General features: G+C 64.6%; 15 protein-coding genes. 10 read left to right on the top strand and 5 right to left on the bottom strand.

Translation table 11 applies throughout. The features are described 5' to 3' along the window. Nucleotides 1-31: 31 nt before the first annotated feature. On the top strand, nt 32-691 hold the full coding sequence (locus ACFQU1_RS01175; protein WP_378128387.1) for a carbonic anhydrase: 660 nt from the start codon (nt 32-34) through the stop codon (nt 689-691). Between the two features lie 180 nt (nt 692-871). On the opposite strand, the gene ACFQU1_RS01170 is transcribed toward ACFQU1_RS01175, so the two are convergent. Then, entirely contained in the window at nt 872-1,906 is a 1,035-nt protein-coding gene (locus ACFQU1_RS01170; protein ID WP_378128385.1) for an aspartate-semialdehyde dehydrogenase, read from the bottom strand. A 438-nt stretch (nt 1,907-2,344) separates the two neighbouring features. On the opposite strand from ACFQU1_RS01170, the gene ACFQU1_RS01165 reads away from it, so the two are divergent. Continuing rightward, a complete protein-coding gene (locus tag ACFQU1_RS01165; protein WP_378128383.1) occupies nt 2,345-3,313 on the top strand; it encodes a hypothetical protein in 969 nt (322 codons plus the stop codon). A 22-nt stretch (nt 3,314-3,335) separates the two neighbouring features. On the opposite strand, the gene ACFQU1_RS01160 is transcribed toward ACFQU1_RS01165, so the two are convergent. Then, nucleotides 3,336-4,289: a ring-cleaving dioxygenase gene (locus ACFQU1_RS01160; protein WP_378128381.1), complete on the bottom strand. Its 954-nt coding sequence runs from the start codon at nt 4,287-4,289 to the stop codon at nt 3,336-3,338. Between the two features lie 255 nt (nt 4,290-4,544). On the opposite strand from ACFQU1_RS01160, the gene ACFQU1_RS01155 reads away from it, so the two are divergent. Continuing rightward, nucleotides 4,545-5,225, top strand: coding sequence for a hypothetical protein (locus ACFQU1_RS01155; RefSeq protein WP_378128379.1), 681 nt, complete (start codon nt 4,545-4,547; stop codon nt 5,223-5,225). A 37-nt stretch (nt 5,226-5,262) separates the two neighbouring features. On the opposite strand, the gene ACFQU1_RS01150 is transcribed toward ACFQU1_RS01155, so the two are convergent. The 3 genes from ACFQU1_RS01150 to ACFQU1_RS01140 are packed head-to-tail and all read right to left on the bottom strand — an operon-like array spanning nt 5,263 to nt 10,078. Further along, nucleotides 5,263-6,801, bottom strand: coding sequence for a SpoVR family protein (locus ACFQU1_RS01150; RefSeq protein ID WP_378128377.1), 1,539 nt, complete (start codon nt 6,799-6,801; stop codon nt 5,263-5,265). Next, nucleotides 6,798-8,114 carry a YeaH/YhbH family protein gene (locus tag ACFQU1_RS01145; protein ID WP_378128375.1) on the bottom strand — a complete coding sequence of 439 codons (1,317 nt, stop codon included), beginning with the start codon at nt 8,112-8,114 and terminating at the stop codon, nt 6,798-6,800. The genes ACFQU1_RS01150 and ACFQU1_RS01145 overlap by 4 nt, the downstream gene beginning before the upstream one ends. 20 nt (nt 8,115-8,134) lie before the next feature. After that, nucleotides 8,135-10,078: a PrkA family serine protein kinase gene (locus ACFQU1_RS01140; RefSeq protein WP_378128373.1), complete on the bottom strand. Its 1,944-nt coding sequence runs from the start codon at nt 10,076-10,078 to the stop codon at nt 8,135-8,137. Between the two features lie 648 nt (nt 10,079-10,726). Here ACFQU1_RS01140 and ACFQU1_RS01135 point away from each other — a divergent pair. The 7 genes from ACFQU1_RS01135 to ACFQU1_RS01105 all read left to right on the top strand — a co-directional run bounded on the left by ACFQU1_RS01135 (nt 10,727) and on the right by ACFQU1_RS01105 (nt 18,240). Then, the gene (locus tag ACFQU1_RS01135) at nt 10,727-12,187 is read left to right on the top strand and encodes an ABC transporter substrate-binding protein (RefSeq protein WP_378129701.1); all 1,461 of its coding nucleotides are present in this window, start codon (nt 10,727-10,729) and stop codon (nt 12,185-12,187) included. Nucleotides 12,188-12,262: 75 nt separating this feature from the next. Further along, nucleotides 12,263-13,213, top strand: a complete 951-nt coding sequence (locus ACFQU1_RS01130) for an ABC transporter permease (protein WP_378128371.1) — start codon at nt 12,263-12,265, stop codon at nt 13,211-13,213. After that, entirely contained in the window at nt 13,210-14,070 is an 861-nt protein-coding gene (locus ACFQU1_RS01125) for an ABC transporter permease (RefSeq protein WP_378128369.1), read from the top strand. The genes ACFQU1_RS01130 and ACFQU1_RS01125 overlap by 4 nt, the downstream gene beginning before the upstream one ends. Nucleotides 14,071-14,153: 83 nt before the next feature. After that, entirely contained in the window at nt 14,154-15,053 is a 900-nt protein-coding gene (locus ACFQU1_RS01120) for an aldose 1-epimerase family protein (protein WP_378128367.1), read from the top strand. A gap of 78 nt (nt 15,054-15,131) precedes the next feature. Next, complete coding sequence (locus ACFQU1_RS01115) at nt 15,132-16,724, top strand: gamma-glutamyltransferase family protein (protein ID WP_378128365.1); 1,593 nt, start codon at nt 15,132-15,134, stop codon at nt 16,722-16,724. Between the two features lie 183 nt (nt 16,725-16,907). Next, the gene (locus ACFQU1_RS01110; protein ID WP_378128363.1) at nt 16,908-17,366 is read left to right on the top strand and encodes a carboxymuconolactone decarboxylase family protein; all 459 of its coding nucleotides are present in this window, start codon (nt 16,908-16,910) and stop codon (nt 17,364-17,366) included. Then, a complete protein-coding gene (locus ACFQU1_RS01105) occupies nt 17,353-18,240 on the top strand; it encodes a sigma-70 family RNA polymerase sigma factor (protein WP_378128362.1) in 888 nt (295 codons plus the stop codon). The genes ACFQU1_RS01110 and ACFQU1_RS01105 overlap by 14 nt, the downstream gene beginning before the upstream one ends. Nucleotides 18,241-18,255: the final 15 nt, after the last annotated feature.

Genomic DNA, 18,255 nt, shown 5'->3' with positions numbered 1-18,255 from the left:
ACTTTCATCAATAGCCAAGAAGGAGGTCGCCGTGTTCCCCGAGCAACTGACCGCCGGCTACCGGGCTTTTCTGGAGAGCCGTCTCCCAAGCGAGCGCGAGCGCTACCGGCAATTGGCGGAGAAGGGGCAGAAGCCGGAGATCATGGTCATCGGTTGCTGCGATTCACGCGTTTCGCCTGAGGTCATCTTCGATGCGAGCCCGGGTGAGCTCTTCGTGGTGCGCAACGTCGCCAATCTGGTGCCGCCTTACGAAACCGGGGGCGATTATCACGGCACCAGTGCGGCACTCGAATTCGCCGTGCAGGCGCTTCGGGTCAAGCATATCGTCGTGCTCGGACATGCGAGCTGCGGCGGCGTTCGCGCCTTCGCCGACGATGCCGAGCCGCTTTCGCCCGGCAATTTCATCGGCAACTGGATGAGCATGATCAAACCCGCTGCCGAGGGTCTCGGGCCTCGGGGGGGCGCGGACTATCTGCAGCGCCTGGAATTGGCGGCGATCGGCTTGAGCCTCGCCAATCTCATGACCTTTCCCTGCGTCCAGATTCTCGTCGAGCAGGGCCGGCTCCATCTGCACGGTGCCTATTTCGGCGTGGCGAGCGGTCAATTGCTGATCCGCGATCCCGAGACCGGTGCTTTCACGCCGGCGGTCGAGGATGGGCCGGAGAGGGTGTCGATGTTGGATTGCCGGTAAAGAGCATTCCGGTCATCCCGGAGCCGAGCGTAGCGAGGTGTCCGGGATCCAGAAACGATGAGCCTCCAGGAGTATTCTCCCAGGTTGCCCATGCATTGATCCGCCTCGGTTCTGGCTCCCGGGCTCGGGCCTGCGGCCCGCCCCGGGATGACCAGGAACCGTGGTCCAATGTGATCTCTCTTACGCCGCCTGCTTTTTCGCCTGGATGAGGCGACGGTTGACGAGGCTTTCGGCGATCTGCACGGCATTCAGCGCCGCGCCCTTGCGCAGATTGTCGGAGACGACCCACATGGAGAGGCCGTTCTCGACCGTTCCGTCCTCGCGGATCCGCGAGATATAGGTGGCGTCTTCGCCGGCCGCCTCGTGCGGGGTGATGTAGCCGCCGTCCTCGTGCTTATCGATGACCAGGCAGCCGGGAGCTGAGCGCAGGATGTTGCGCGCCTCATCCGCCGTGATCGACTTTTCGAACTCGATGTTCACCGCCTCGGAATGGGAGATGAAAACCGGCACGCGCACGCAGGTCGCGGTCAGCTTGATCTTCGGATCAAGAATCTTCTTGGTCTCGGCCATCATCTTCCACTCTTCCTTCGTGTAGCCGTCCTCCATGAAGACGTCGATGTGAGGGATGAGATTGAAGGCGATGCGCTTGGTGAACTTGGTGGTCTTCAATTCACCCGCCGTGAAAATGGAGCGGGTCTGGTTGAAGAGCTCGTCCATCGCCTCCTTGCCGGCGCCGGAGACGGACTGATAGGTCGCGACCACCACCCGCTTGATGACGGCATGGTCGTGCAGCGGCTTCAGCGCCACCACGAGCTGTGCGGTCGAGCAGTTCGGATTGGCGATGATGTTCTTCTTGGTGAAGCCAGCAACCGCCTCGGCATTCACCTCCGGCACGACGAGCGGCACGTCCGGATCCATGCGCCAAGCCGAAGAATTGTCGATGACGACGACGCCCTGAGCGCCAATCTTCGGCGACCATTCCTTCGAGACGGCGCCGCCCGCCGACATGAGGCAGATGTCCACGTCGGCGAAGTCGAAGGTCGCGAGGTCCTTCACCTTCAGCGTCTTGCTACCGTAAGAGACCTCCTGGCCCATCGAGCGCCGGGAGGCGAGCGCCACGACCTCATCGGCGGGAAAGGCCCGGTCGGCGAGAATTTCCATCATCTCGCGACCCACATTGCCCGTGGCGCCGACCACGGCGACCTTGAACCCCATCGTCATCTCCTGTTGCGGTTCTCTCCCCGTCTCCGCGCCCTTGCGGCGCTGCCCTCTCGCCCCGCGGGGAGAGAGAACGGGGGACGAGCGGGGACTTTAGCCGGCCGCTTTCGCGACCGTCTCGACGGCTTTCGATTTCGTCGTGGTGGTAAGCTTCACCATCGCGTTCCGTCTCGACCTGGCTCTCAACCAAGCTACGAGCAACATCACTCGATGAAATCTGTCAAGTGCGGTCCTCACCCGAGGGGGGCGTGCAGCCGCAGGTCATACTTAATGCGGCAGGCCACGCCCACAAGGGTCTGTTCACTCTGCCAGCGGAAACACCGGCGGCGGTAAGGGGCACTGAACGGGTCGCCGCTCAAGATCATGGCTTCGCTTCACGACGAGACGAGAACCACTGCGATGAGCAGGGAGCCGACCGCGGGAGATTTCAGCCGGATGACGGGGGACCGTGGCTATCCGCCTGTGGAGGTGGAGGACGTCGAGGAGCCGTCGGAGTTCACACGGGTTGCCGATGCGCTGGCGCAGGCGCGAGCTTCGGAACGCCGTATCGCAACCGATAGACCGCCCACCCTGAGCCAGCCAACCGCGAACCGGCCGCCGCCCGCCGGGCGCCGTGCAGCGATCCGGCGGGAAAGCCGGCGGCGCGTTTACGGCGGGATCTTCGCCCTCGGTCTCGTCGCAGCCGCCCTTGGTGCCTGGCTCACGGTCGAGTTTCTCGACAAGCGATCGAGGACCAATGCCGTCCTGCAGGATGAGGCCACGCTCGACTACCGGCTGAAGCCTACTCCGGCGGTCGATGCGCTCGGCCGGGCGCTGCCGATCTGGGTAGGCGCCGAGCAGTCGGCGCTCCTGCTGACCAGCCCCGCGCCGGAACTCGCGGATCTCGATGTCAGCTATCAGGCCTGGCAGCACGGCCTCGGTGGACGACGCGATATCGCGGCCTTCGGTCACTTCGACGTCGGTCCCTATCTCTTTCTGGCTTTCTACTGGCCGGGGGAGGAGGCGGAAACGGCACCGAGCTTCTTCGTCGATATGGTTCGCCAGGCTGCGGAAGCCGGCATCAGCGTGGTCAGGACCGACTTGTCGGTGGGGCGGCGCACCAAATATGGAATGATGGAGATCGCGCAGGGCGTGCTGACGGACGGTTCCGGCCAGAGGAGCTGCTATCTCTTCCGTCACCGCGCCGCCGATCGCGGCGTCAAGCTGTCGGGCTGGGCCTGCGGCACGCCCGAACTGCCGCTCGACCCCGCCTCGCTCATCTGCGCCATCGACCAGACGCGCTTTGTCGCGCGCGACGACGAGGCGCTCGCGGCCCTGCTTGCGGAGGCCGACAAAAATCGCACACCGGCCTGTAGCGCGCCGGCGACCTCGGACCGATCGCGGGCCGCCAACCGACGATCCTGAGCGATACCGAGCTATTTGCCGCTCACAGCGGCTTCAGCCCCGCCTCTATCTCCGCCCGTCGGCCTTCGAGGAAGGGCGGCAGCGCGAGCTTTTCGCCGAGCGTCTCGACCGGCTCGTCGGCCGCAAAACCGGGTCCGTCGGTTGCGATCTCGAAGAGAATACCGTTCGGCTCGCGGAAATAGAGCGAGCGGAAATAATAGCGTTCGACCTCGCCGCTCGAGGCGATGCGGGCCTCGCGCAGCCGGCCTGCCCAGGCGGTCAGTTCCGCACCGTCGCGGGCGCGGAAGGCGACGTGATGGACACCGCCTGCGCCAGGCATCGCCGGAGCCTTGGCAGGCTCCACGGCGACGTGCAGCTCCGCCGCCGGCCCGCCTGCTCCCATGGCGAAGACGTGGATCGGGCCCGCGGCGATATCGGGCGCTTCGTAGTGTCCCGCCTCCCGCATGTTGAGACCATCGACGAGGAGCGCGCTCAGGCGGTCGATCGCCGGGACGCTGAGGGTAATCGGCCCGAGACCGCGAATCTGGTGCTCGGCGGGCACGGGGCTTCTCTCCCAGACCTCGCCTGCCGGTCCTTCGGGATCGACAATGAGCGCCAGCCGCTGCCCTTCCTCGTCCTCGGCGAGCAACGTCGCCCGGCCGCCAATGACCGACGGCGCGGAGACCGCGAGCCGCTGGCCTGCAAGCCGGTCGTGCCACCAGGCGAGGCTCGCTTCACTCCCGATGCGCAACCCCGTGCGGACAATGCTGCGCGTTCCGCGCCGCTCGCGCGCCACCGGCCAATCGAAGAAGGTGAGGTCGGTGCCGGGGTTGCCGGCCCTGTCGGCATAGAACAGGTGATAGGATGACACGTCGTCCTGGTTCACCGTCTTCTTCACCAGGCGCAAGCCGAGCGTCTGCGTATAGAAGCGCTTGTTGTCGCGCGCCCGGGCGGTGACCGCTGTGAGATGGTGGATGCCCGAGAGATAGACGTCCATCGCCGAGTCTCCTCAACACGGTTCACGACATAGACGAGCCGCATGCATCATCGGCCGCCGCAGGGCGAACGGCAAGAGCCGGTTCGGCCGACCTCAGTCGCGGTTATCGCCCGTGCTCGCCCGCGTGCTCTGCAGCGTCTTCTAACGCACAGGCGGCGTCGGCCTGTCCTCCTGCATTGAAGATGATTTGCGGCGATTTATAATGCAGATCACTAGATTCTCGACTTATCTCTCTCGATTCGAGTGGAGCGACGCGTGCCATTTCACCAGCCTTACAAGAGCCGATTTGAAAATGGCGATCTTGTCTACGGTATCGCCGAGGCACGCTGGATATATTCGGAATTATATCATGAAGAATTTGGATGCATACAGGATAAGTCCTGCATATCGATGATAGACGACTATGCCACTCTGCGCGAAGAGCTGGCCGAGCAAGCGCATTCGGGGCGAAGGACTCCTTCCCGGCAGGCCGAATTTCACGCGGTCTTGAAGTCACATCCGAAATATTCGAGCGTTTTGATGGGGCGGCGTGAACCCGGCGAAGCGCTGGGCCAGATATGGGACGATACGAGGCGCAAGATAAAAGGGGGGCTGTACTGGGCCTCTCACGACCGCCAAAATCCCGCCGTCCATTTCATACTGGATCTGCTGGACATGGAAATGGTTGTCGAGAAGTCCCATGGACGCGACGTCGTCGCCTCAGGGATGAAGTCGAGATCCTATACGGGTGTCGAACTGCGCTGGATCTATCGCAACCGGTTCCAGCCGAATGTGCAGCGCTGCATCCAATTCTGGTTCGAAGGCGGGCCGACCTGTCCGCCCTGGGATCCGCGCTATATCGATCCGCGCGCGGCCGCGCTTTGGCGATCCTACATGCCGCGCTCCGAAGCCAGTGGGACGTGGGGAAGCGTGGTGCGCCGCTTTCTCGGGTTCTAGCTGCGCGGGGCCACGTCCCCCGAAGATCGCCCGGCGTCTAAGCTGCCCTCACCGACCCTGCCCGGGCGACATGCTCCTTCAGCACCTTGCCGGTCGACGGCTCGACCTCGCGCAGGATGACGTTGTAGCCCCAGAGATATGCAAGGTTATGCAGCACCTGCGTGGCGTCGGCCTCGGCGAGCAGCACCCCATTGACCACCTCATGCTGCAGAATGAGATGGCGATCCCCGGCGAGGTCGACATCCACCACCTGGATATCGGCCTGCTGCCAGGCGATGTCATATTGGCGTGACAGCGCCCGGCGGACGCGCCGATAGCCCCGCTCGTCGTGGATCGCGGCGACTTCGAGGGCGCTCTTGTCGGCGTCATCCACGATATGGAACAGCCGCCATTCGCGGATCAGCTTCGGGCTGAGGAACTGCGCGACGAAGCTCTCGTCACGATAATTGGCCCAGACATGTTTGAGGACATTGTCCGCATCGCCCTTGCCGGCGATATCCGGGAACCACTCGCGGTCCTCGTCGCTCGGATCGTCGCAGATCCGGGCGATGTCCTGCATCATCGCGAAGCCGAGCGCGTAAGGGTTGAGGCCGCTGTAATAGGGCGTATCGAACATCGGCTGCGCCACCACATTGGTGTGCGACTGCAGGAATTCGAGGAAGACGCCGTCGCTGATCCGACCCTCGTCGTGCAGCGCCGTCATGATGCGATAGTGGCAATAGGTGGCGCAGCCCTCGTTCATGACCTTAGTCTGCGACTGCGGATAGAAATATTGCGCGATATGGCGGACGATGCGCAGGATCTCGCGCTGCCAGGGAGCTAGTCGCGGTGCCGTTTTCTCGAGGAAATAGAGGATGTTCTCCTCGGGCAGTTCGAGCAGCGCCCGGCGGCTTTCCTCGCTCTGGTTGACGTTCTGCTGCTGCCCCTTGGGCACCGTGCGCCAGAGATCGTTGTAGAGCCGTTCCTGATAGGCGTGACGCTCGGCCTCGCGCTGCTCCTCGGCCTTGAGGTCGAGCCGCTGGCGGCGCGGGTAGCGATGGACGCCCTGGTTCATCAGCGAATGGGCGGCATCGAGCAACTGCTCGACCGCGGCCAGCCCATAACGCTCTTCGCAGGAGGTCACATAGCCCTTGGCGAATTCGAGATAGTCGCGGATACCCTCCGCATCCGTCCATTGCTTGAACAGATAGTTGTTCTTGAAGAAGTGGTTGTGCCCGAAGGCCGCATGCGCGATGACGAGCGTCTGCATCATCGCGGTATTTTCTTCCATGATATAGCTGATGCACGGGTCCGAATTGATCACGAGCTCATAGGCGAGCCCGCGCATGCCCTTGCGATAGACGAGCTCATGGTGGGCGAACTGCTTGCCGAAGGACCAGTGCTTGTAGAACAGCGGCATGCCGGCCGAGGAATAGGCGTCGAGCATCTGCTCGGCGGTGATCACCTCGATCTGGTTGGGATAGACATCGAGCCCAAGTTCCCGGGCCGCCGTCTCTTCCACGGCCTCGTAAATGCGCTGAATGGTCGTGAAATCCCAATCCGTCCTGGTAAAGAGCAGGCGGCCGTCGTCCGTCATGACGCGCTGCTCCTCGCTGCCCCCGCCTGCGGCCCGCGGCGGCGGAAAAGCTCGCGGAAGACGGGATAGATTTCGCGTCGGTGCCAGACCTTGCGCATCACGAAATGGCCCTCGGGCTTGGCCAGCGTCTCATAAGTGCGCCACAGATCGCTCGGCCTGGGCGCCGTTCCGGTTGGCATCGGGTCTTCGTCCCGTCCAACTTCGAGATAAGCGAAATACTGGCACAGCGGCAGAATGTCGTCGTTGACGAGGGCTGCCGCCTTGGCGCTGTCGCTGCCCATATTGTCGCCGTCGGAGGCCTGCGCGACGTAGATGTTCCAGTCTTCGGGCCGGTAGCGCTGACGCATGATGGTGAGCATCTCTTCCAGCGCCGTGGAGACGATCGTGCCGCCGGTCTCGGTGGAGTAGAAGAAGGTCTCCTCGTCGACCTCCTCCGCCCGGTCCGTATGGCGGATGAAGACGATGTCCACATGCGTGTAACAGCGTGTCAGGAAGAGATGCAGCAGGGCGAAGAAGCGCTTCGCCAGATCCTTCATATGCTCGCTCATGGACCCCGATACGTCCATGAGGCAGAACATGACCGCCTGTGCCACCGGCCTTGGCGTGCTCTCATAACGCCGGTAGCGCAGATCGATGGGATCGATATAGGCGATACGGCGGCTGCGCCGCACGAGGCGCTCGTGTTCTTCGCGCAGTGCGACCAGCCGCATCTTGTCGCCGCCGTCACCCTCGAGGCGCGCGATCTCGTCTTCGAGCTGTTGGATTTCATCCAGGCTCGGCCGCTTCAAGGCCATGCGCCGCGCAAGCGAATTGCGCATGGTGCGCGTGACGGAAAGGTTCGCCGGCGAGCCTGTGGTGGTATAGCCGGCGCGCCGGATATCCTGCGCCTCGGTATCCATCAGGCGGCGCTTGGCGAGATCCGGCAGTTCGAGATCGTCGAGGAAGAGGTCGAGATATTCCTCTTTCGTCAGAGCGAAGCGAAACTCGTCCTGGCCATCCCCTTGGCCGCCTTCGCTGCCGGAGCCCCCGGCACCGCCCGGCGGGCGCGGAATGGTGTCGCCCTCGATATATTCCTTGTTGCCGGGCAGGATGATGTCGCGATGGCCGCCGCTATTGGCGCGACGCAGCACCGGCTCGTGCACGCCCTGGCGAATAATGCCGACCTCGCCGCCCTGTTCCAGGTCCTTTATGCTGCGATTCTTGAAATTTTCCCGGACGGCACGCTGAACCAGGGCTTTCGCCCGCCGCAGGAAGCGCTGTCGGTTGGCAAAGCTTTTGCCGCCAGGGTTGAGGCGTCGATCGATGATAAACACAGATGCGTCATCCGACTTGATCAGCCCGCCTGTTTCACCCGCATGTACCACTCCACCAATCGCCGGACCTGTCGCTCGGTGTAGCCTCGCGCCATCATGCGCTCCACGAATTCGTCGTGCTTCTTTTCGGTTTCGCTGTCTTTCTTGCTGCCGAAGCTGATCACCGGCAAGAGGTCCTCGACCTGGCTGAACATGCGCCGCTCGATGACCTCGCGGATTTTCTCGTAGCTCGTCCAGGATGGATTGTGACCGCCGTGGCTGGCGCGGGTCCGCAGGGCGAATTTCACAACCTCGTTGCGGAAATCCTTCGGATTGGCGATGCCCGCCGGCTTCTCGATCTTGGTGAGCTCCTGGTTGATGAGCTCGCGATTGAGCAGCTGGCCGGTGTCGGGATCCTTGAAGTCCTGATCCTCGATCCAGGCGTCGGCATAGGCGACATAGCGGTCGAAAAGGTTCTGCCCGTAATCGTGATAGGATTCGAGATAGGCCTTCTGGATCTCATGACCGATGAACTCGGCGTAGCGGGGCGCAAGGTCGGCCTTGATGAACTCCAGATAGCGCTTCTCGGTTTCGGTGGGCAGCTGCTCCTGACGGACCATCTGCTCGAGCACATACATCAGGTGGACGGGATCGGCCGCCACCTCGGTCGTGTCGTAATTGAAGGCTGCCGCGAGCGCCTTGAAGGCGAAGCGCGTCGAGACGCCGTCCATGCCTTCGTCGACGCCGGCTGCATCCTTGTATTCCTGAAGGCTGCGCGCCCGCGGGTCGACCTCACGCAAGCTCTCGCCGTCATAGACGCGCATCTTGGAGAAGAGGTTCGAATTCTCATGCTCCCGCAGGCGCGACAGCACCGAGAAGCGCGCCAACAGCTCAAGGCTTCCAGGGGCGCAGGCCGAGTCCGTCAATTCCGACGTGCGGATGAGCTTTTCATAGATCATACGCTCTTCGGTGACGCGCAGGCAGTAAGGCACCTTGATCACATAGATGCGGTCGATAAAGGCCTCATTGTTCTTGTTGTTTTTGAAGTTCTGCCATTCCGCCTCGTTGGAATGGGCCATGATGATGCCGGTGAAGGGAATTGAGCCGATATTCTCGGTTCCGACGTAGTTTCCCTCCTGCGTCGCCGTGAGCAGGGGATGCAGCATCTTGATCGGCGCCTTGAACATCTCGACGAATTCGAGAAGCCCCTGGTTGGCGCGGTTCAGGCCGCCCGAATAGCTATAGGCATCCGGATCGTTCTGGGAGAGCGTCTCCAGCTTGCGGATGTCCACCTTGCCGACGAGCGATGAGATGTCCTGGTTGTTTTCGTCGCCCGGTTCCGTCTTGGCGATGCCCTCTTGGCGCAGCCGCGAGGGCATGATGCGCACCACGCGGAAACGGGAGATGTCGCCGCCGAACTCGTCGAGACGCTTGCGGCACCACGGGCTCACGAGACCCGTGAGGCGCCTGCGGGGAATGCCGTATTCGTCCTCGAGGGTCGGACCCATCTCGGGTCCGAACAGGCCGAGCGGGCTTTCGAAGACAGGGCTGATCTCGTCGCCCGCCTTCAGCACATAGATGGGATGAACCTCCATCAGCGCCTTCAGCCGCTCGGCGAGCGAGGATTTGCCACCGCCCACCGGCCCGAGCAGGTAGAGGATCTGCTTGCGTTCCTCCAAGCCCTGGGCCGCATGCCGGAAGAAGGAGACGATCCGCTCGATCGTCTCTTCCATGCCGTAGAATTCGACAAAGCTCTTGTAGGTGCGGATCGACCGGTTCATGAAAATCCGGCCGAGACGCGGGTCGCGGGAGGTGTCGATAATCTCCGGCTCGCCGATCGCGGCAAGGAGCCGTTCCGGCGCGCTGGCGTAGAGCATCGGGTCGCTGCGGCATCCTTTCAGATAATCCGCAAGTGACATCTCGGTCTGCCGCCTGGCCTCGAAAGCCCGCGTGTAGCTTGTGAAGAGGTCGTCGCTCGGGAGCATTGTCTACCCTTGACCTAGCGAAGCATCATAACCCTAAAGCGTGCCGATGCAGAGTGATGCTGACCGACTCAATAAAGGCTGAACCTGATAGGCGCTTGCCTGGTAGGATCGCCCACTCGGCGCCGAAGAGCCAGCCCATAATCGATCACGATGCTGCATATGCACAACTCGCACCAGATACGTCTGTTAAAGAACTGGGGCCCTCAATGGCCGACTGCAAGCTGTGATGTGCGAATTCTTTGATCCGGCGTGACAGCGTGTCACCCTCGCGGCGAGGAGCGTCAATATCGCCGAAGTCGGTGCGCGTGAAATGCGAGTCAAATATCGTAGGGCGCGACATAAATCCTCACCGAGTTCTTCATAGCCGCGATCGTCCTCCGCCGAGCGAAGGCCGAGACTCGTCGGGGCGTGGCGCAACACGTCGAGAATCACTCCGCTCGACCGAGGAGACACTCCAAACCTCTATCAACGCGAATGTTGTGGTGATGGGTCCCGCCGTTCACTATGAGACATGATGCCGTTCAATGTGGCACATGTTGCAGTGCAGTTACGATTTGTGATCGGGCCGACCGGAGGCAGGGTATGAAGGGTAAAATGGGCCAGCACAGGCGAGGTGGCACCGGCGGCCGGTCCATCCTGGTCATAGCCATGCTCATGCTCGCAGCCTGCTGGTCCGTGACGGCGAATGCCCGCAGCAATATCGTGGTGGGCATGGCGATCGAGCCGACCGGCCTCGACCCGACGGTCGCCGCGCCCGTGGCGATTGGCCAGGTGACCTGGCAGAACCTGTTCCAGGGGCTCGTGCGCATCGACCGCGACGGCAAGGTGCAGCCGCAGCTCGCGAAGAGCTGGACGATCTCGCCGGACGGGCTCACCTACCGTTTCACCCTGCAAGCCGGCGTGAAATTTCACAATGGCGAGCCCTTCGACGCAGGCACAGCCAAGTTTTCGCTGGACCGGGCGCGCAGCGATACCTCGACCAATCCGCAGAAGCAGTTTTTCGCCGTCATCGAAGCGGTGACCGCTCCGGATCCGGTAACCCTTGTCGTGACCTTGAAGCAGCCGGCCGGCAATCTGCTCTACTGGCTCGGCTGGCCGGCGGCCGTGATGGTCGAGCCCAAGTCGGCACCGACCAACCGCACCGAGCCGATCGGCACCGGGCCGTTCAAATTCGTGCGCTGGGCAAAGGGCGACCGGGTCGAGCTTCATCGCAACGGCGACTATTGGGACAAGGCACGGCCGATCCGGCTCGACGAGGCGACCTTTCGCTTCGTCGGTGATCCGCAGGCCCAGGCGGCCGCGCTCAGGGCAGGGGACGTCGACGCCTTTCCGGAATTCGGCGCGCCGGAGCTCTATGGCGCCTTCCAGAAGGACGGCCGCTTCGCCACCATCGTCGGCAATACGGAAATGAAGGTGGTGGCCGGGATGAACGGCCGGCGCAAGCCCTTCGACGATCCCCGCGTCCGGCAAGCGCTGATGATGGCCGTCGACCGCAACCTGCTCGTCGAGGGGGCCTGGTCTGGCCTCGGCAAGCCGATCGGCAGCCATTACACGCCGAACGACCCCGGCTATATCGATCTCACCGACATCCACCCCTATGACAAGGAGAAAGCCCGCTCGCTCCTCAACGAGGCCGGCTATCCAAACGGCTTGTCCTTCACCATCAAGGTGCCGCAGATGAGCTACGCCACGCGCTCGGCGGAGATCCTGCAGGCGATGTTCGCCGAGATCGGCGTCACCATGACGATCGTGCCGACCGAATTTCCGGCGAAATGGGTGAGCGAGGTCTTCACGGGTCACGATTTCGACATGACCATCGTCGCCCATGCCGAGCCCATGGACATCGCGATCTACGCCCGGCCGGACTATTACTTCGGCTACCGCAATCCAGCCTTCGACGAGACGATCGCCAAGGCCGAGCAGACCACTGACGAGGAGGCGCGGCTGAAGCTCTATCAGGCGGCGCAGCGCCAATTGGCCGAGGATGTGCCCGCGCTCTACCTTTTCGTCATGCCCAAGCTCGGCATCTGGGATACCAAGCTGCGCGGGCTCTGGGCGAACGAGCCGATCCCGTCGAACGATCTCACCGAGGTGTTCTGGGAAAATTGAAGGTGCCCTGAAATGAGGGTGTTCTGGGAGAATTGAGGCGGTGAACGTCGCCAAGCCCGGGCAGGTATCCGGCCGATGATCCGTCTCGTCCTGCGCCGTCTGGCGGAGCTCGCTCTCACGCTCCTCCTCGTCTCGCTGGTCATATTCATCGTCATGAATGCCCTGCCGGGCGATTCTGCCGCCGTGATGCTCGGCACCTCGGCCCGGCCCGATACCTTGGCGGCGCTCCGCCATGAACTTGGCCTCGATCAGCCCCTCGTCTGGCGCTATCTCGCCTGGATCGGCGGTGTGCTTACCGGCCGGTTCGGCACCTCGCTCACCTATGGTGTGCCTGTCGCAGGCCTGGTGGCCGAGCGCATCGCGGTCACCCTGCCGCTCGCGGCCATCGCCATCGCGATCGCCGTCGCCATCGCCGTTCCCCTCGGGGTTGCGGCGGCGGCCCGGCCGAACCGGCCCGTCGATGCGGGCGCCATGGGCTTCGCCCAGCTCGCGCTCGCCGTGCCGAACTTTTGGATCGGCCTCGTCGCCATCCTCGTCTTCTCGAGCCTGCTCGGCTGGTTGCCGGCCGGCGGCTTCCCGGGCTGGCAGGCGGGCGTCTGGCCGGCCTTGACGGCGCTCGTGCTGCCGGCGGTGGCGCTCGCGCTGCCGCAGGCGGGCGTTCTCACCCGCGTCACCCGCACAGCCGTCGCCGAGGTGCTCGGCGACGATTTCATCCGCACCGCACAAGCGAAAGGCCTGAGCGCCCGTCGGACCCTCTGGCGTCACGCGGTCCCCAATGCGCTCGTGCCGATCATCACGATTCTCGGGCTGCAATTCACCTTTCTCGTTGCCGGGGCCGTGCTCGTCGAGAATGTGTTCAATCTGCCCGGGCTCGGCCGTCTCGCCTATCAGGCACTGGCCCAACGCGACCTCGTCGTCATGCAGGCGGTGGTGCTCATCCTCGCCGCGCTCGTCATTGTCGTGAACTTCCTGGTCGACCTCTCCTATCTCGTGCTCGACCCGCGCGTCAGGGACGCCGAGCCATGAGCCGTCATGCGAGGCCCGGCGCCGAAGCAGGCCGGGCGCCCGCCCATCGGCCGCGGCGCAAGCTCATCGCCGGTCTGGCGGTCGCCGGATGTATCGTCGCCGTGGCCCTGTTGTCACGCGTCTGGACGCCGGCTCCGCCCGGCCGGCTCGACATTCTTCACAAGCTGCAGCCGCCGCTCGCGGCGGGTCTCCTCGGCACCGACCATTTCGGCCGCGACGTCGCCTCGCTCCTCATGGTCGGTGCCTGGAACTCGCTCTCCGTTGCCGTCGCTTCGGTGGTGCTCGGTGCCGGCGTCGGTATTCTCCTCGGCCTTCTGGCCGCTCTGCGGCGTGGCCTGATCGGCGCGATCGTCATGCGCGGCTGCGACGTCGTTTTCGCCTTCCCGCCCGTCCTGTCCGCCATGATGCTCGCCGCCCTGCTCGGTACCGGCGCCGTGACGGCCGTGATCGCCATCGCCGTCTTCATGGTGCCGGTCTTCGCCCGCCTGACGCGCGCAACCACGCTGCAGATCGAGCGCCGCGACTTCGTCGCCGCGGCACGCACCATCGGCAGGCGTGAGGAGGCGATCGTCGCCTTGCATATCCTGCCCAATATCGCCGGCCAGATCGTCGTGCAGATTGCGCTCCAGCTCGGGCTCGCCATCCTGACGGAGGCCGGCCTCAGCTTCCTCGGGCTCGGCCTTGCGCCGCCTGCTCCGACCTGGGGACGGATGCTCGCCGACGCCCAGACCTATCTCGGACCGGCGCCGTGGCTTGCGCTCGCGCCGGGTCTGGCGATTGCTACCGCGGTGCTCGGCTTCAGTCTCATCGGTGATGGCCTGCGCGATCTTCTCGACCCGCGCGCGCCGACGACCTGACGATCAGAAAGAGATCGCTCGCGACGCCAGCATTGCGTCATCTGCGCGCCGCCGAGATTCTCGAATTCGCATGAGGGTGAACCATGACCGCATCGCCGCCGACCACGTCCGAAGCCAGCCGTATCACCATCACAGGCGGCGGCCTGACGGCCGAGGTGAACACCCACGGCGCCCAGCTGATGCGTCTCGACTGGCAGGGCCAACCCCTCCTCTGGCCAGGCGATCCTGCCGGCTGGGCTGATCGCGCACCGCTCCTCTTCCCCGTCATCGGCCTTTCTCATAATGGCGAGATCCGCGTTGACGGACGGGCCTTTCCCATGCCGCAGCACGGCTTTGCCCGGCATCGCCCCTTCGTCACGACGGCCGTTTCGCAGGACACCTGCACGCTGGCGCTCGCCAGTGGTCCGGACACGGAGGTGCATTACCCCTTCCCCTTCCGGCTCGAGGTGACCTACGGCTTCGCCGCATCAGGCCTCAGGATCGCGGCCACGATCCACAATCCTGGGCGGGAACGCTTGCCGGCGAGCTTCGGCTTTCATCCGGGCTTTCGCTGGCCGTTGGAGCCGGACCTGCCAAAGACAGCTTATCGCATCACCTTGGAAGACGATCGTAGCATCGCCACCACCCATCCCGTCCAGGGACGCATCGGCCCCGAGCGCGGAGAGATTGCGCTGCCCGGCGGCGTGCTGCCTCTCCACGAGGGCCTGTTCGTGCCGAGCGGCCTCTTTCTTCTCGCGCCGAAGAGCCGGCGCATCCGCTACGACGCCGAAGGCGGCCGGCTCGCGCTGGTGATCGAGCACGAGAATTGCCGCGACGTCATGCTGTGGATGCGGCCGGGCTTTGATTTTCTCTGTATCGAGCCTTGGCACGGCATGCCGGACCCGGTCGATTTCGCCGGCGACTTCCGTGACAAGCCCGGTCTTGCCCATATCCAGCCGGGCGAAAGCCTGACGGTGGCGATCACCATCCGCATCGAAGGCTAAGGACTTTCGAACACGCGTCGGAAGGGTCTAAGATGAGAAGCGCCGTCCGGCGCCTTCCTCTCACTTCGGACAGATTCCGTGCGCTTTTCCATCGACAATCCCTATTCATCCCGGCGCTCGCCGGTCTTCGCCCGCAATGTGGTCGCCACCTCCCAGCCGCTAGCGACGGCGGCGGGCCTTGCCATGCTGCGCGCCGGCGGCAATGCGGTCGATGCGGCGCTCGCCGCGGCGATCACCCTGACCGTGGTGGAGCCGACCGGCAACGGCCTCGGCTCGGATGCCTTCTGCATCCTGTGGGACGGTCGGGAACTGCACGGCCTCAACGCCTCCGGCCGTTCGCCCAAGGCCTGGACGCGCGAGCGCTTTGCCGGTGCGACCAGCATGCCGCGCCGCGGCTGGGACAGCGTCACCGTTCCCGGCGCGGTCTCCGCCTGGCGGGACCTGTCGCAGCGCTTCGGCAAGCTGCCCTTCGAGACGCTCTTAGCGCCGGCGATCGACTGCGCGGAACGCGGCTTCCTCGTGAGCCCGATCATCGCCGAGCAATGGGGCCGCGGCGCCCGCGAGCTGGCGAGCCAGCCGGGCTTTGCCGCCTGCTTCATGCCGGGGGGCCGGGCGCCGGCGGCGGGCGAGCTCAACGTCAACGCCGCCCAGGCGCGCTCGCTCAAGCTGATCGCCGAGACGAAAGGCGAGGCGTTCTACACGGGCGAGCTCGCCGAGCGCATCGCCGCCTTCGCGAAGGAGCATGGCGCGGCGCTGACGCTCGAAGATCTCGCCGCCCATCGCAACAACTGGTCGGGGACCATCAGCCAGGACTTCGGTCCCGTCGCGCTGCACGAAATCCCGCCGAACGGCCAGGGCATCGCGGCGCTGATGGCGCTCGGCCTGCTCGCTCATACAGAGATCGCGACGCTTCAACCCGACAGCCTCGCCGCCTTCCACCTGCAGATCGAGGCGATGAAGCTCGCCTTTGCCGATGTGGCGACTTTCGTGGCCGATCATGAGCATATGCTGACGACCACCGTCGAGCATCTCCTCGCCCCCGGCTATCTGAAGTCGCGGGCCCGCCTCATCGATACGGGCCGGGCGCAGAGCTTCGGCGCCGGCGCGCCGAAGGACGGCGGCACCGTCTGCCTCTCCGCGGCCGACGAGAACGGCATGATGGTGTCCTATATCCAGTCGAACTATGCCGGCTTCGGCTCGGGCGTCGTGGTGCCCGACACCGGGATCAGCCTGCAGAACCGCGGCTACGGCTTCACCCTCGAACAGGGCCATCCGAACGAGGTGGCCGGCGGCAAGCGCCCCTTCCACACGATCATTCCGGGTTTCGTGATGCGCGGCCGGGAGCCGGCCATGGCCTTCGGCCTGATGGGCGGGCCGATGCAGGCCCAGGGCCATGTGCAGATGATGCTGCGCACGCAGATCTGGGGCCAGGATCCGCAGGTGGCTTCGGACGCGCCGCGTTGGCGTGTGATCGACGGGCTCGAGGTGGCGCTCGAAACCGGCATTCCAGAGGACGTGCTCGCGGGCCTCGCCGAGCTCGGCCACGAGGTCGTGCGGGAAGCGCCCGAAGCGAGCTTCGGCTTCGGCGGCGCACAGCTCATCCAGAAGATCCCGGGCGGCTATGTCGCGGGATCCGATTCCCGCAAGGACGGCCACGCGGCGGGGTTCTGATCCTCGCGTCCTCATCGACGGGCCCGGCCCTCCTCGCAAGGGAGGGTCGCTCCGCACTCGACGAGGCGCGGGCGATGACATTTTCGATCTTTGGCCGCGGGCTATGTCACATTCGCGGATGTTGTCTCGTCTTGGCTGCAGGCGGTGCCGGAAAGGCGCCGTCACCCGAGAATGGAGATCATGATGACGCCGAGATTGGACGCTTTCGCCGCCTCTCCCCAGAGCGCGCAGGCCATGCTGGCGCTCTCGAAGCACGTCGAGTCCTGCGGTCTGGAGCGCAGCCTCCTGGAGCTTGTGAAGACACGCGCCTCGCAGATCAACGGCTGCGCCTTCTGCCTGCATATGCATACGCGCGATGCGCGCGCCCATGGCGAGACCGAGGAGCGGCTCTTTCTGCTCGACGCCTGGCGGGAGTCGCCGCTCTACAGCGCCCGCGAACGGGCCGCGCTCGCCTGGACCGAGGCGCTTACGCTGGTCGCCGAGACCCATGCGCCAGACGACGTCTATGAGGCGCTAAAGGCTGAGTTCACGGAGGAGGAGATCGTCAAGCTGACGCTGGCCATCTGCACAATTAATTCCTGGAACCGCATCCAGATCGGCTTCCGGGCCGTTCATCCGGTCAAGAGCCGTGCGGCCGCCTGACGGCGACATCGACGTCTTCACATCCTCGCGCCCGCGCCTCGTGCGGCTCGCCTATCGCATGCTGAGCTCGGTCGCGGAGGCGGAGGACGTGGTGCAGGACGCTTATGTCCGCTGGCACCGCGCGGACCGTGCCGCGGTGCGCGAACCCGCCGCCTTCCTCACGCGCATGGTCACGCGGCTCTGCCTCGACGTGCTGAAATCGGCGCGCATGCGGCGGGAGACCTATATAGGGCCGTGGCTGCCGGAGCCGGTGGTCGACGGCCCCGATGCGGAGGTGGGCGAGGATGTGACGCTCGCCCTGATGATGGCGCTCGAACGGCTTTCGCCGCTCGAGCGTGCCGCTTTCCTGCTGCACGACGTCTTCGGCATGGATTTCGACCAGATCGCCTCGGCGATCGGCCGCGATGCCACCGCCTGCCGGCAGCTGGCGCACCGGGCACGCGCCCATGTACGCGCGGCCCGGCCACGCTTTCCGGTGCCGGAGGAACAGGGCCGGACGATCGCCGAGGCCTTTCTTTCGGCCTCCGCCACAGGCGACTTGGCCGCCTTGCAGGCACTGCTCGCCAAGGACGTTGTCTTCTATGCAGACGGCGGCGGCAAGCGGTCGTCGGCGCTCAACCCGATCCGCGGGCCGGAGAGGGTCGCTCGCTTCTTCGCGGGCCTTGCGCGCAAGCCGCATTATGGCCCCCCGACGATCCTGCGCGCGGGGCGCATCGACGGCCTGCCCGGCTTCGTCGCGGTTGATGCGAAGGGGGTGCTCCAGACCATGGCTTTTGCCATCGACGGCGGCCGGATCACGGCCATCTACATCACCCGCAATCCGGACAAGCTGAAGCACTTGCCGGAAGCAGCCGGCTATGAAGGGCTGGCGTGATCGGTGGAGCCTTTG

Origin of the sequence: Chelatococcus sp. GCM10030263, from assembly GCF_042666455.1 — a bacterium.
Taxonomy (GTDB): domain Bacteria; phylum Pseudomonadota; class Alphaproteobacteria; order Rhizobiales; family Beijerinckiaceae; genus Chelatococcus.
The sequence above is the reverse complement of the archived record's forward strand: the minus strand, read 5'-3'. Positions and strand labels throughout refer to the sequence as shown.